The organism is Lactiplantibacillus plajomi, assembly GCF_005405405.1.
GTDB classification, from domain to species: domain Bacteria; phylum Bacillota; class Bacilli; order Lactobacillales; family Lactobacillaceae; genus Lactiplantibacillus; species Lactiplantibacillus plajomi.
On record NZ_BJDZ01000022.1, the window covers coordinates 33,211 to 48,268 of the forward strand.

Here is a 15,058-nt window from a genome sequence, read left to right on the forward strand (position 1 = left end):
GAGGTATGCAACAGCGATTTCGTAGTAAATTTGAGTTGTGTGCTTTGTTTTTTGAAGTCTTTGGGTCGTTATACGACATAGCTGGACCGGACCCGTCCCACTAGAGAGCAGGTTGGATGCCATGCATTCAGATATTCAATGGATTGAGGCAATTGCCCCAGATATGGTCGACATGCTAAGTCATCGTTACTTAGTGTTACGTACCATAAGTTGGATGGCCCCAGTTGGACGTCGGTTGTTAGCTCAAACCCTTGACGTCAGCGAACGGACACTACGTACCGAAACGGACGCGCTACGCAAATTGGATTTAATCATGACGAGTAAATCCGGTATGCAAGTGACGCAACAGGGACGTGATGTGTTGCTTGGGCTGAGTCAATTTATGGATGAGCTGATGGGGATTCGCCAGAAGGAACGGCAGTTAGCGCAGCAGTTTAACATTAAACGCTGCATCATCGTTTCGGGCGATTCCGATCGACAGTTAAAAGTTATTGGGACCATGGGCGAAGAAGTGAACCAACTGTTACAGCAATTGTTACCGGAAGGTCAAAACATTGTTGCGGTAATGGGCGGTCACACCATGGCGCACGTGGCAAATCATTTAACGGACAAGTTAGCCCGTAAACGTGACTTGTTATTCGTGCCCGCACGCGGTGGGGTTGGCGAATCGGTTGAGATTCAAGCCAACACGATCGCGTCGCAAATGGCACAGCATACCGGGGGTAAATTCCGGTCGTTGTTTGTGCCAGAACAGGTCAGTGAACGAACGTATAAGCCGCTCCTCCAAGAACCAAGTATCCAGGAGGTTTTAGCGATTATCGGGCGTGCCAACGTGGTCGTGCATAGCATCGGTGATGCGATTGCCATGGCCCACCGGCGGAATATGTCGGAAGATCAAATTAAAGTGCTACGTGGTCGCAAAGCGATCGGCGAGGCCTTTGGTTACTTTTTCGACCAAGATGGTAACGTTGTTTACCGGATTCCGCGGATTGGCTTGCAAATCGGAGCGCTGGCCGACAGGGAGATTATACTCGCAGTTGCGGGAGGTGCCTCTAAGGCGACCGCAATTGAGGCGTATATGACGAACATCGCACCTAAACATACGTGTCTGATCACGGATGAAGGTGCAGCAAACTTGATTTTAAAGAAGTAATCTTCTATATTGAAGTTGCTTTTTAAAATAAAAATATTTTTATTTCCACAAGGAGGAAATTCTAGTATGTCTGTAAAAATTGGTATTAATGGTTTCGGACGTATCGGTCGTTTAGCATTCCGTCGTATCTTAGAACTTGGTGCAAAGTCAAGTGATATCGAAGTTGTTGCTATTAACGATTTAACTTCACCTGCATTGTTGGCTCATCTTTTGAAGTATGACTCAACTCATGGTACTTTGGATGCCGACGTTTCAGCAACTGACGATTCAATCGTCGTAAACGGTAAGAACTACCGTGTTTACGCTGAACCACAAGCACAAAACATTCCTTGGGTTAAGAATGATGGCGTTGACTTCGTCCTCGAATGTACTGGTTTCTACACTTCAAAAGCTAAGTCACAAGCTCACTTGGACGCCGGCGCAAAGCGTGTCTTGATTTCTGCACCAGCTGGTTCAGACTTGAAGACTATCGTTTACAACGTTAACGATGACATCTTAACTTCAGATGACCGTATCGTTTCCGCTGGTTCATGTACCACTAACTGCCTTGCACCATTAGCATTCTTTGAAAACAAAGAATTCGGTATCAAGGTTGGTACGATGACTACTATCCATGCTTACACTTCAACTCAAATGTTGCTTGACGGCCCTGTACGTGGTGGTAACTTCCGTGCTGCCCGCGCTGCCGGTGTAAACACGATTCCTCATTCAACTGGTGCCGCTAAAGCCCTTGGCTTAGTTATCCCAGAATTGAACGGTAAGTTACAAGGCCACGCACAACGTGTTGGTGTTGTTGACGGTTCATTGACTGAATTAGTTGCTATCCTTGACAAGAAGGTTACTGCTGACGAAGTTAACGCTGCTATCAAGAAGCACACTGAAGGTAACGAATCATTCGGTTACAACGATGACGAAATCGTTTCATCTGATGTTATCGGTACTACTTTTGGTTCAATCTTCGATCCTACCCAAACTGAAGTTACGACTGATGGTGACAACCAATTAGTTAAGACTGTTGCTTGGTACGATAACGAATACGGCTTCACTTGCCAAATGGTACGTACTTTATTGAAGTTTGCCACTCTCTAATTCGTTAGATAGCGAAGAACTTTAAAACCGCATACGGTTTATAACGGCGGGGGGAGGCAGACTCCTCTTGCCGTTTTTTTATTCAGTATCCACGAATTCTTAGGAGGATTTAACATTGGCTAAACTAATCGTTTCAGATTTAGATGTTAAAGATAAAAAAGTTTTAATTCGTGTCGACTTTAATGTTCCGATTAAAGACGGCAAGATTGGTGACGACAACCGTATCGTTGCCGCTTTACCAACGATTAAATACGTGATTGAACACGACGGTAAAGCCGTACTGTTCTCTCACTTAGGTCGGATTAAGAGTGAAGATGATAAGAAGGGCTTAAGCTTACGTCCAGTTGCAGAACGCCTTTCAAACTTATTGAACAAACCGGTCACTTTCGTACCCGTTACTGAAGGTGAACAACTTGAAACGGCTATCAACAACATGAACGACGGTGACGTCTTAGTTGTTGAAAACACCCGTTTTGAAGACGTTGTTAACGGTGAACAAGTTAAGCGCGAATCTGGTAACGACCCTGAATTGGGCAAATACTGGGCTTCACTTGGTGACGTTTACGTTAACGATGCGTTCGGTACTGCCCACCGGAAGCATGCTTCCAACGTTGGGATTGCCTCCAACATGGACCAAGTTGCCGCTGGTTTCTTAATGGAAAAGGAAATCAAGTTCTTAGGTGACGCCGTTGACAATCCTAAGCACCCATTCGTTGCCATCTTAGGTGGTGCCAAGGTTTCTGACAAGATCGGTGTGATTGATCACTTAATCAGCAAAGCTGACAAGATCATCATCGGTGGTGGGATGACCTACACCTTCTACGCAGCTAAGGGTATGGGCATTGGTAACTCACTTGTTGAAAAGGACAAGATTGAATTAGCTAAGTCCATTATTGAAAAGGCCGGCGACAAGCTTGTCTTACCTAGCGACTCCGTTATTGCTGAAAAGTTCAGTAACGACGTTCCTAACAAAGTCGTTGAAGGTGCCATTCCTGACGGTTACATGGCCTTAGACATCGGTCCTAAGTCCGTTCAAGAATTCGAAGACGTTTTGAAGACCGCTAAGACGGTTGTTTGGAACGGCCCAATGGGTGTCTTTGAAATGAGCAGCTACGCTAAGGGTACCCTTGAAGTTGGTAAGTTCTTAGGAACCTTATCAGACGCAACGACTATCGTTGGTGGTGGGGACTCAACTGCTGCCGTTAAGCAACTCGGCGTTGGCGACAAGTTGACCCACATCTCTACTGGTGGTGGCGCTTCACTTGAATACCTTGAAGGTAAGGAATTACCTGGTATCGCTGCTATTTCTGACAAATAATTCTGTTCTCCGAAAGGAAGGTTTATCGTGCGTACACCTATTATTGCCGGTAACTGGAAAATGAACAAAACTGCTAGCGAAGCTTTAGACTTCGTTAACGCGGTTAAGTCACAATTACCAGACCCATCAAAAGTTGAATCCGTTGTTGCTGCCCCAGCCCTTTTCTTACAAGAAATGGTTGAAGCTGCTAAGGGTTCCGACTTAAAGATTGCTGCTGAAAATGCATACTTTGAAGACGCTGGTGCGTTCACTGGTGAAACTTCACCAGCCGCTTTAGCTGACCTTGGCGTTGATTACGTCATCATCGGCCATTCAGAACGTCGTGGCTACTTCCACGAAACTGATGAAGACATCAACAAGAAAGCTCACGCCATCTTTAAGAATGGTATGAAGCCAATCATTTGCTGTGGCGAATCATTAGAACAACGTGAAGCTGGCCAAGCTGAAGAATGGGTTTCAGGTCAAATCAAGGCTGCCTTGAAAGACTTGTCCGCTGACCAAGTAAGTTCATTAGTAATTGCTTATGAACCAATCTGGGCCATCGGTACTGGTAAGACTGCAACGAGTGATCAAGCCGAAGAAATCTGTGCCGTTGTTCGTAAGACGGTTGCGGGTCTTTACTCACAAGAAGTTGCTGATAAAGTTCGGATTCAATACGGTGGTAGTGTTAAACCTGCTAACGTTAACGAATTAATGGGTAAGGCCGACATCGACGGTGGCTTAGTCGGTGGTGCTTCATTACAACCTGATTCGTTCTTGGAACTTGTTAACTACCAAAATAACTAATTAGTTATTGCAAGTTGTATAGCAAAACTCTACAATAAATGTGAACCAAAATTAGCAAAATTTAAGGAGAGAAATTAATGTCTATTATTACAGATATTTATGCTCGCGAAGTCTTAGACTCACGTGGTAACCCAACTGTTGAAGTTGAACTCTATACTGAAAGCGGCGCATTTGGTCGCGGTATCGTTCCTTCAGGTGCCTCAACTGGTGAACACGAAGCCGTTGAATTACGTGACGGCGACAAGAGCCGTTTCATGGGCAAGGGTGTTACCAAAGCCGTTGACAACGTAAACAAAATTATTGCTAAGGAAATCGTTGGTTACGATGTAACTGATCAACGTGCCATTGACCAAGCAATGATCAAGTTAGACGGTACGCCTAACAAAGCTAAGTTAGGTGCTAACGCGATCTTAGGTGTTTCAATTGCCGCTGCCCGTGCAGCTGCTGACGAACTTGAAATGCCATTATACAACTACCTTGGTGGATTCAACGCCCACGTTTTACCAACACCAATGATGAACGTTATCAATGGTGGGGCCCACGCCAACAACGACGTTGACTTCCAAGAATTCATGATCATGCCTGTAGGTGCTTCTTCAGTTAAGGAAGCCATCCGGATGGGTTCAGAAACTTTCCACAACTTGAAAGCGATCTTGAACGAACGCGGTTACTCAACTGCCGTTGGTGACGAAGGTGGTTTTGCACCTGACTTGAAGAACAACGAAGAACCATTCGAAATCTTGGTTGAAGCTATCGAACGTGCCGGCTACAAGCCTGGTAAGGATATCTCAATCGCCTTCGACTGTGCCGCTTCAGAATTCTACAACACCGAAACTGGCAAGTACGACTTGAAGGGTGAAGGCGAAAATGGGAAGTCATTTACTGCCGAAGAATTCGTTGACTTACTTGACAGCATCGTTGACAAGTACCCAATCGTTTCCATCGAAGATCCTTTGGATGAAAACAACTGGGAAGATTGGCAAATGGCAACCGCTAAGCTTGGTAAGAAAGTTCAAATCGTTGGTGACGACTTATTCGTTACGAACACGGACTACCTTGCAAAGGGTATCAAGATGGGCGTTGCTAACTCAATCTTAATCAAGGTTAACCAAATCGGTACTTTAACTGAAACGGTTGAAGCTATCGAAATGGCTAAGCAAGCTGGCTACACTGCCATCGTTTCTCACCGTTCTGGTGAAACCGAAGACACGACCATTGCTGACTTAGTTGTCGCAATGAACGCCGGCCAAATCAAGACTGGTTCAATGAGCCGTACTGAACGGATTGCTAAATACAACCAATTAATGCGGATTGAAGACCAACTTGAAAGCACTTCAGAATACAAGGGTATCCACGGCTTCTACAATTTAGACGAAGCTGCTCGTGATGCCATTACGAACAAGTAATTAAGTTGAAGTGAACCATGAAAACGTCGCTTACGGGCGGCGTTTTTATATACATATTTTTAGCTGGGTCGGTAGCCGTACCAACGGCCGGGACAATTTGGAAAATACCGGTCGTAATCCTAGTCCCGTGTTAAAATAGGATGATGAGCAGTTAAAGGAGAATTGTAATGGATTATTTTGAACAACCGATTGAGCATTTGGCGGATTGGGAAACGCTTCGGATCAACGTTTCGGCGTTTGAGCCCCTGATTCGCCAAATTTATGCCAGTGAGAACGAGCCCTTTAAGACGCCCGAGGTGGTTGCTGATCAGCAAGCAGCCGTATTTGCGGTGGGCAGTACTGAAATCACGATTTTTCCGCCAGCAAACGTCTTGCCGCAAACGCGCGATAATTACCTAACGGAGCGGTACAGCTTAACGCGGCTTGAACGTTTGCACTTGACGGCTCCGCGGTTGAAGCACGCCGGTTTCATGTTTGACCGTTATCAATTCTATTACGTGATTTATCAACCGCTGACTGGGATTTGCCTCGCGGATTTTGCTAAAACGGCGGAACCGTTAGCCAAGTCAACGTTAGGACGGCAAATTGGGACGGCCCTCAACCAACTGAACCAGCCGGTTGCACCGTTTCGACAAGTCGTGGCCGCAGCGGATACTGGCGATTGGCACCAATTTGGTGACCAATTTATGGCGGACCGCACCGACTTCTTACGGACTCAGCCGGTCGCTAACGATGCTTTCGTTCACGGCCAGCTGAACGGCACTAACCTGGTCGTTACGAGCGGGCAGGTGGGTTTTTGTCACTTTACGGATGCGCAGCGGGCGGCTAAGGAAACTGAGCTAGTGCCGGTCGTGCTGGACGCCTTTGCTGGCGATGCGGATTTTATGGCCGGGTTAAGTGCGACCCTCGCTGAAAGTGATCTAACAACGGCATTGCTAAAGGGGTTGTTGGTTCGTTCAGATGGTCCTCAGTGGGTGACGCGGGTTATGGCGGGAGCGCCGGTGACAACGGTTGCCGCACTCCGGGCACGCTTAACCACGATTATCGGAAATAAGGAGGATTAAGGCGTTGCAGAGTCAGATAACTAAACGAAAACGACACCTCGATTTGACTCGTTTGGGCGCAATCGGGCGCGGCTTACTCGTCGGGCTAATTGCCGGCGTGGTCGTTAGTATTTTTCGCTTTTGTATTCAGTACGGGCTAAAGTTTGTTCAGTGGGCCTACGTTGGGATGCGGGCCCAACCGGTTTGGCTGATTTTGTGGGTACTGGCGAGCGTTGCCATTGCGGTGTTTGTCGGTTACTTAGTGAAACAGTCACCGGATATTAAGGGTTCCGGGATTCCGCAAGTTGAGGGCCAGCTGGCAGGTGAGCTGGATTACGCCTGGTGGCCGGTCCTGTGGCGCAAGTTCGTTGGCGGCATTTTGGGCATTGGCTCCGGCCTGTTTTTAGGCCGTGAAGGACCGTCGATTCAACTTGGCGCCACCATTGGTCAGGGTGTGGCCGAAAAGCTGCGCCGGACGGGTGCCGACCGGCGTTCGTTGATTGCCGGGGGCGCCGCGGCCGGGTTGTCGGCCGCGTTTAACGCACCAATTGCCAGCACGTTATTTATTTTGGAAGAAGTTTATCATAATTTTTCACCGATTATCTGGACCACGGCGTTAGCCAGTGCGATTGCCAGCAATTTTATTTCGTTAAACTTTTTTGGGCTGGTGCCGGTCCTACATATTCCGTACACGGAAAATTTACCGCTAAGTCAGTACGGTAACTTAATTGGACTCGGAATCTTCCTCGGCGTGTTTGGTTACCTGTATCAAAACGTGACGTTGACGATGCCAAATTGGTACGCGAAACTCCGGCTACCGAGTTGGTTAAACGGGTTAGTCCCGTTTCTATTAGTTATTCCGCTAGGTTTAAAGTGGCCACAACTACTCGGTGGTGGTAATGGCGTTATTTTGGACCTAGCCGCCGTGACGCCCGCACTATTAGTTTTAATTGGTATTTTTATCATCCGGTTCGTGTTCTCGACCGTTTCTTACGGGTCGGGGCTCCCCGGAGGAATTTTCCTGCCAATTCTATCGCTGGGGGCCGTGTTAGGCGCCATTTACGCTCAGGCGATGGTTAACTTAGGCTGGATGCCAGCGCACTTCGTTGCTAATTTTATTATTTTTGCAATGGCGGGTTACTTTGCCGGTATCGGTAAGGCGCCGTTTACGGCAATTTTACTGATTACTGAAATGGTCGGGACCTTGCACCACTTGATGCCACTCGCGGTCGTGTCGATGACCGCCTTTCTGGTCGTTGACTTGTTGGGAGGGGCCCCGATTTACGAGGCACTGCTGGAAAAACTGATCCGGCCGCGATTACCAGAACATACCGGTGTTCAGGACCGCTTGGAAGTACCGGTTTTTGAAGGGTCACAACTTGAAGACCACCAAGTCCGCGATTTCAAGTGGCCGAGTGAATCGTTACTAATTGCGATTTGCCGTGGTGAACGACAAGTGATTCCACACGGCGATACGCTGATGCGGGCCGGTGATACCTTGATTATCCTGACTGATCATGCTAACCGCGCCTGGGTTCGTCGTCAAATTGAGCAATTAACGGCGGCGACGCCGTGAGTGCTTGACAAACGAAGGAATTACGGCTAGGGCTGGAAAACTGGCGCTAAATATGTTAAATTGTTATAGACATAGCGGACTCTTTTAGGAGGCACTTTTATTGTATAATCTACTGATGACGTTAATATTGATTGTTTCCGTACTGATTATCATTGCGGTAATGATGCAACCATCCAAAACTAATGATGCCATGTCTTCATTGACCGGTGGTGCTGACGACTTGTTCGCCAAGCAAAAGCCGCGGGGATTTGAAGCCTTTATGCAAAAAGTGACCGTCGTACTGGGACTTGCGTTCTTCGTACTGGCGTTGGCTTTAGCGTGGTATTCATCGAAGTAATCGACCGTCCTCCTGTGATTTCAGGAGGCTTTTTTTTAAGGCAGGTGCTAGTGTGTTAAAACGACCGGAACCGTTCTTATTTGAACATGGCGACTGTGCGGTCATTTTGTTGCACGCCTATACGGGGAGTGCCAATGATGTTCGGATGTTGGGGCGGGCCTTGGAACGCGAAAACTACACGGTTTACGCCCCCCAGTTTAGTGGCCACGCGACTGATGATCCGCGTGACGTGCTGACCCAGGGCTCCCCAGAAAAATGGTGGCAGGATACGGCACGGGCAATATCATTTATGCGGCAAAAAGGCTATACTAAAATTAGTATCTTTGGCTTGTCGCTCGGCGGTATTTTCGCCACGGCAGCTTTAGAGCGTGACCCGGAACTGTTAGGCGGTGGGACGTTTAGTTCACCGGTCCTAGCGGGCGATAAAAGTCACGTGGCGAAGATGTTCTTAACACGCAGTCGGGCACAGTTGGCCAGGGGACCGCTGGCAGCTGATGAACAGCACCGGGTCCTAGCGACGCTGCCGGCGCAAGTTGAACAGCAGTTACGGGCGATTGATGCGTATACCACGAACGAGGTGGCATTGAAGCTTAATCGGCTTCAACGTCCGTTTTTTATCGGCCAGGGTGGCCGTGATGAGCTGATTGATGCCAACGTTGCCCAGACGTTACGAACCCGCTTGATTAAGTTAGGGGTACCGGTCGACTTTCACTGGTACCCGGATAGCGGCCACGTAATCACGGTCAACGACGCACACGTTCAGTTGGAACAAGATGTCTTAACGTATTTAAAAACTATATTTAACAAATGAGGTAAATAATGTCAGAAACAAACTTACAAGAACAAATCCTGACTTTTCTGCAGGCGCATCCCGACCGCAGTTATAGTGTTGAGCAGTTAACTGATGAACTTCACTATACCGGCGCGACCGCCTTTACTTTCTTAGTCAAGGAACTCGCAAATATGGAACGTAAAAAGTTAGTTAGTACCGATGACCACGACCATTTTAAGATCGTGCAGGAAACTAAAACGGTGGAAGGCTCCTTCCATGGTAACGACAAGGGCTTTGGTTTCGTGCGCTACGATCCCGACCTGCCCGATATTTATATTAACCCGGACAACACGATGTTCGCTTTTACTGGTGACGACGTGGAAGTTCAGATCATTCGACCGGCGCGGCCCGGTTCCGACCGCGGTCCGGAAGGAAAAATTACGCGGATCGTTAAGCGGAATTACTCGCAAATCGTTGGGGCGTTTACGCCTTCAACGGATACCGCGGGCTTTATCGGAACGGTCGAAATTAAAGAAAAGAAACTTTCAAAGTACCAATTATTCGTAACCGACCAGGGGATTCACCCGACCGAGGGCGAAGTGGTGATTGCGGAAGTTGCCGCCTACCCGGACGCCCAACACCCGACCCGCATCGTTGGGATTGCTAAGCAGGTTATCGGGAGCGTTGACGACCCCGGTATGGACGTTTTGCAAGTGGTCTACCAACACGAAGTCCCATCCGTTTTCCCTGAAGAAGTCACCGACCAGGCAAACCGAATTCCGGACTACGTCACCGACGCGGAAAAGGAAGGCCGGGTAGACATTACCGACCAACCGCTGGTCACGATTGACGGCGCTGAATCCAAAGACTTGGATGACGCGGTCGTGGCTTGGAAGCTCGACAACGGGAACTACCACTTAGGGGTGCACATTGCTGATGTGAGCCACTACGTTACCGAAAACTCTGATTTGGACCGCGAAGCGTATAAGCGCGGGACGTCGGTTTACTTGACCGACCGCGTGATTCCAATGCTACCGCGCCGGTTATCGAACGGCATTTGTTCGTTGAATCCGGACGTGGAACGGTTGGCGATGAGTTGCGAAATGGAAATTACGCCGGCAGGGGAAATCGTCAACCATAAGATTTTCCAAAGTGTGATCAAGTCGCACGCGCGGATGACCTACGACGCAGTGAACCAAATTCTGGAAGCCCACGATCCTAAGACCCGAGAAAAGTACGCGGACTTGGTCGACATGTTCGACGTTATGGGCGACCTACACCGGATTCTCTACAAGCACCGGCGGCACCGTGGCGCAATTGACTTTGACGATAACGAAGCCAAGATTATCGTGGATGAAACAGGCCACCCGATCGACATTCAGTTGCGGGTGCGGGGATTAGCGGAACGGATGATTGAAAGTTTCATGTTAGCCGCTAACGAAACGGTCGCTAAGCATTATAGCTTATTGAAAGTACCGTTTATCTACCGGGTCCACGAAACTCCGGATAGCGACCGGATGTTGAGCTTTTTCGAGTTCGTGACGACTTTCGGAGTGAACGTTACCGGTTCCTCAAAGGACGTTAAGCCGAAGATGTTGCAGGACGTGTTGAAGAAGGTTGCCGGCAAGCCGGAAGAAGCCATGGTTTCCGTGATGATGCTGCGGAGTATGAAGCAGGCCCATTACGCGGATCAATCGTTAGGCCACTTTGGGTTGGCAGCCCCTTATTACACCCACTTTACGTCACCGATTCGGCGTTACCCGGACATGATGGTTCACCGCTTGATTCGGCACTACGCTGAAAACGGCACCGGTGAAGAAGCGCGGGCGAAGTATCGTGACGACTTACCGTCAATTGCCGAAACGACTTCTGATCACGAACGGCGCGGTATTGATACCGAACGCGACGTGGATTCGATGAAGAAGGCCGAATACATGGCTGACCACGTTGGTGAACATTTTGATGCGGTGATTGATTCCGTTATGAAGTTCGGGTTGTTCGTTGAGCTGGAAAACACGGTCGAAGGACTTGTGCATATCAGTGTGATGGATGACGATTACTACGAATACGTTGAAAAGCAATTGGCGTTAGTCGGTCGCAAGACGAAACGGACCTTTAGAATCGGTCAGCCGGTCAAGGTTGAACTGATGCGGGTCGATAAGGATCAACGGGAAATTGACTTTAAGTTGTTGAATCCAGAAGACGCGCCGAAGACCGACCTACTACCAAAACGGGAACATCACGATAATTATCGTGGTAATAACCGGCGCGGTGGTAACGGCAATTACCGGCGTAATGGCAATAACAACGGTAATCGCAACGGTGGTAATCACAATAATGATCACCGTAACGGCAATGGTGGTAACCGCCGTAATAACAACAACCACCGTAATAATAATCATAACAATAATAATAACAACCGGAACAGTAATCGGCGGTCCAACGGCGACCACCGCCGGTAAGTTATTCAGATAGGGGATGTGCGGTAATGGCTAAAAAGCACGGGAAACACCCGGACACCGCCCTCGCCCAGAACCGAAAAGCCCGGCACGATTACGCGGTCGAGGACACTTATGAGGCCGGTATTGCGTTGACCGGGACGGAAATCAAGTCCGTCCGCGACCGGCGGGTTAACTTAAAGGACGGGTTCGTTCAAATTCGTAACGGTGAAGCGTGGATGCAAAACGTTCACATCAGTCCGTTCAAAGAGGGCAACCGCTTTAACGTGGACCCGCTCCGTAACCGTAAGCTGCTGTTGCATAAGAAAGAAATCAGTAAGCTTGGGTTGGCAACGCAGACTAAGGGGGTCACGATTATCCCCTTAAAGATGTATTTGAAGCACGGGTTCGCAAAGGTTCTGATTGGCGTGGCTCACGGGAAACGTGAGTATGACAAGCGGCAGGACATTAAGAAACGTGAACAACAACGTCAGATTGACCGGGTCATGAAACATTATTGAGCCCCGCTGACGGTCAAGGATCACCCCGAATTTTCGGCGGTGGTCCTTTTTGATGGGTGAATAAAAATAGCAAATATAACCGATCATTAGTTAATTACTGTAAAAAAATTTAAAAATGGCATTCCGCGTTGTTTTCTTCTGATTCTTTGCTGACAGCTAAAAATAACTTAATTTTATTAAGTAAAGTCAAAATGATACCGTAATCATTAATTTTAAATTAGAATATCATTACAGGACGAGTTGGTTCTCTCCGATGAATTATGTTATATTTTATGACATACCAAATTGGTAAATGAACTGGGAGGTCTCACATTGATGAAAAAATGGCAAGTTGCAGTTGTCATGTTGCTCGCTGCGATCGGAAGCTGGTTTGCGATTGGCAGTAACGCACAGGCAAAAACGTACACGATTGCAACCGATACCACCTTTGCGCCGTTTGAATTTCAAGCTAAGGGCGGCAAGTATAAGGGGATCGATATCGATATTTTAAAGGCAATCGCCAAAAAAGAAAATTTCAATTATAGGTTAAAAGCAATTAGTTTCGGGGCCGCGGTTCAGCAGTTAAGTGCCAATCAGGTTGACGGAGTGATTGCCGGGATGAACATTACACCGGAACGGCAAAAAACCTTTGATTTCTCCGACGCCTACTACACCTCTGGGGTTGTGATGGCAGTCGCTAAGGATAGTCAAGTTAAGAAGTTTAGCCAGTTAAAGGGCAAGACGGTCGCATTAAAGACCGGGACGGCCGGTGCGAGCTACGCCAAGTCGATTCAAAACAAGTACGGCTTTAAAATTAAGTATTTCAATGATTCTAATAATATGTATAACGACGTTAAAGTCGGTAACTCAGCCGCCTGTTTTGAAGATTACCCGGTTATGTCTTACGGGATCAAAAATGGGATTGCGTTAAAGATTGTATCTAAACAATACGATGCTGGTGATTACGGCTTTGCCGTTAAGAAGGGTAAGAACGCCGAATTATTGAAGAAGTTCAACGCCGGCTTAAAAGCCATCAAGGCGGACGGTACTTATAAGAAAATCACGAATAAGTATTTAAATTCCAGTCAATCATCGTTGACCGGTGAAACGGCGAAGAGCCGGACGTTTGTCGGTTTGTTTACCCAAAACTTAGGGACGATCGGTACCGGGCTATGGATGACCCTTGAACTGACCGTGATTTCAATTATTTTGGCAACCATCATGGGGGTCGCCCTCGGGGTACTCGGGGTGATGCCTGGGAAAGTCGGTCCCGCAATTTCGAGCACGATTATTTACATTTTCCGGGGGATGCCACTCATGGTGCTGGCCTTCTTCATCTACATCGGGTTCCCCGACTTGATTGGCCACGGGTTTAAGATTCCAGCCTTCATTGCCGGGATGATAACGTTGATGTTGAACGAAGGGGCGTATACCGGTGCGTTCGTGAAGGGGGGCTTCCAGGCCGTAGACGAAGGCCAGATGGAAGCGGCCCGCTCACTAGGGTTGCCTTACTGGACCGCAATGCGGAAAGTTATTATGCCGCAGGGGATTCGCATTATGATCCCGTCGTTCATTAACCAATTCATTATTACGTTGAAGGATACCTCGATTCTATCCGTCATTGGGATTGTCGAATTAACTCAAACCGGGACGTTGATCATTGCCCGTAACTTTGAAGGGTTCAAGATCTGGTTAATGATCGCGATGATCTACTTGATTATCATCACCTTACTCACGTGGTTATCGAACTGGGTTCAAAGGAGGATTAACTAAGGATGGCTAAAGTAACGGTTAAAGATTTACACAAAAGTTACGGTAACAACGAAGTGTTGAAAGGGCTGAACCTTGAAGTCCAGGATAACGAAGTTGTTTGCATGATTGGGCCGTCTGGCTCCGGGAAGAGTACCTTTTTACGGTGCTTAAACGACTTGGAAGTGCCGACTCAAGGCCAAGTGATTATTAGCGGCTACGATTTGTCGGATAAGGCGACTAACATTAACCTGGTGCGCGAAAATATCGGGATGGTGTTCCAACACTTTAACCTGTTTCCACACCTCTCCGTCTTACAAAACATTACGTTGGCACCGATTCAGCTTGGTAAGGAATCAAAGGAAGCCGCGGAAAAGACGGCGCTTGATTTATTAGCCACGGTTGGGCTGTCAGACAAGGCCGACGCGATGCCAAAGTCGTTATCTGGTGGGCAGAAGCAACGGGTCGCAATTGCCCGGGCGCTGGCCATGCACCCGAGTATCATGCTGTTTGATGAACCGACCTCCGCGCTGGACCCCGAAATGGTCGGCGACGTGTTGGACGTTATGAAGAACTTGGCTGCTCAGGGGATGACGATGATCGTGGTAACCCACGAAATGGGCTTTGCCAAGGAAGTGGCTGACCGGGTCGTCTTTATGGCTGACGGGTTGATTCAGGAAAGCGGGAAACCGGATGACCTGTTTGATCACCCGAAGAGCCCGCGGTTACAGGACTTTTTACACAAGGTTATCAACGTTTAAGTTTAATTGATTGGTTTAGACACCCAAAAACGAGGCTGTGACATAAGTCTCTAAAAACAAAGCAGGTCTGGAAAAATCTTCGGATTTTTCCAGACCTGCTTTTGATATAATAGAAAATAAAAAAAGAGCA

General features: G+C 47.9%; 13 protein-coding genes. All 13 read left to right on the forward strand.

Annotated elements, in window-relative coordinates; all coding sequences use genetic code 11:
- Positions 1 to 121: 121 nt before the first annotated feature.
- The 13 genes from FFM82_RS09600 to FFM82_RS09660 all read left to right on the forward strand — a co-directional run bounded on the left by FFM82_RS09600 (position 122) and on the right by FFM82_RS09660 (position 14,928).
- Positions 122 to 1,153, forward strand: coding sequence for a sugar-binding transcriptional regulator (locus tag FFM82_RS09600; protein ID WP_137645619.1), 1,032 nt, complete (start codon positions 122 to 124; stop codon positions 1,151 to 1,153).
- 66 nt (positions 1,154 to 1,219) lie between these two features.
- Positions 1,220 to 2,242 carry a type I glyceraldehyde-3-phosphate dehydrogenase gene (gene gap, locus FFM82_RS09605; RefSeq protein ID WP_137645620.1) on the forward strand — a complete coding sequence of 341 codons (1,023 nt, stop codon included), beginning with the start codon at positions 1,220 to 1,222 and terminating at the stop codon, positions 2,240 to 2,242.
- A 115-nt stretch (positions 2,243 to 2,357) separates the two neighbouring features.
- Positions 2,358 to 3,560: a phosphoglycerate kinase gene (locus tag FFM82_RS09610; RefSeq protein ID WP_137645621.1), complete on the forward strand. Its 1,203-nt coding sequence runs from the start codon at positions 2,358 to 2,360 to the stop codon at positions 3,558 to 3,560.
- 27 nt (positions 3,561 to 3,587) lie between these two features.
- On the forward strand, positions 3,588 to 4,346 hold the full coding sequence (tpiA, locus tag FFM82_RS09615; RefSeq protein WP_137645622.1) for a triose-phosphate isomerase: 759 nt from the start codon (positions 3,588 to 3,590) through the stop codon (positions 4,344 to 4,346).
- A 77-nt stretch (positions 4,347 to 4,423) separates the two neighbouring features.
- On the forward strand, positions 4,424 to 5,752 hold the full coding sequence (gene eno / locus FFM82_RS09620) for a phosphopyruvate hydratase (RefSeq protein ID WP_137645623.1): 1,329 nt from the start codon (positions 4,424 to 4,426) through the stop codon (positions 5,750 to 5,752).
- Between the two features lie 167 nt (positions 5,753 to 5,919).
- Positions 5,920 to 6,816 carry a hypothetical protein gene (locus tag FFM82_RS09625; protein ID WP_137645624.1) on the forward strand — a complete coding sequence of 299 codons (897 nt, stop codon included), beginning with the start codon at positions 5,920 to 5,922 and terminating at the stop codon, positions 6,814 to 6,816.
- A 4-nt stretch (positions 6,817 to 6,820) separates the two neighbouring features.
- Positions 6,821 to 8,371, forward strand: a complete 1,551-nt coding sequence (locus FFM82_RS09630) for a ClC family H(+)/Cl(-) exchange transporter (protein WP_137645625.1) — start codon at positions 6,821 to 6,823, stop codon at positions 8,369 to 8,371.
- A 100-nt stretch (positions 8,372 to 8,471) separates the two neighbouring features.
- Entirely contained in the window at positions 8,472 to 8,708 is a 237-nt protein-coding gene (gene secG, locus FFM82_RS09635) for a preprotein translocase subunit SecG (RefSeq protein WP_137645626.1), read from the forward strand.
- A gap of 52 nt (positions 8,709 to 8,760) precedes the next feature.
- Positions 8,761 to 9,519, forward strand: a complete 759-nt coding sequence (locus FFM82_RS09640) for an alpha/beta hydrolase (protein WP_137645627.1) — start codon at positions 8,761 to 8,763, stop codon at positions 9,517 to 9,519.
- Positions 9,520 to 9,527: 8 nt separating this feature from the next.
- Positions 9,528 to 11,942 carry a ribonuclease R gene (gene rnr, locus FFM82_RS09645; protein ID WP_137645628.1) on the forward strand — a complete coding sequence of 805 codons (2,415 nt, stop codon included), beginning with the start codon at positions 9,528 to 9,530 and terminating at the stop codon, positions 11,940 to 11,942.
- 26 nt (positions 11,943 to 11,968) lie between these two features.
- Positions 11,969 to 12,439 carry an SsrA-binding protein SmpB gene (gene smpB, locus FFM82_RS09650; protein ID WP_137645629.1) on the forward strand — a complete coding sequence of 157 codons (471 nt, stop codon included), beginning with the start codon at positions 11,969 to 11,971 and terminating at the stop codon, positions 12,437 to 12,439.
- 315 nt (positions 12,440 to 12,754) lie between these two features.
- Positions 12,755 to 14,191: an amino acid ABC transporter substrate-binding protein/permease gene (locus FFM82_RS09655; RefSeq protein WP_137645630.1), complete on the forward strand. Its 1,437-nt coding sequence runs from the start codon at positions 12,755 to 12,757 to the stop codon at positions 14,189 to 14,191.
- Positions 14,192 to 14,193: 2 nt separating this feature from the next.
- Positions 14,194 to 14,928, forward strand: a complete 735-nt coding sequence (locus FFM82_RS09660) for an amino acid ABC transporter ATP-binding protein (protein WP_137645631.1) — start codon at positions 14,194 to 14,196, stop codon at positions 14,926 to 14,928.
- The last annotated feature ends 130 nt before the right edge of the window (positions 14,929 to 15,058 follow it).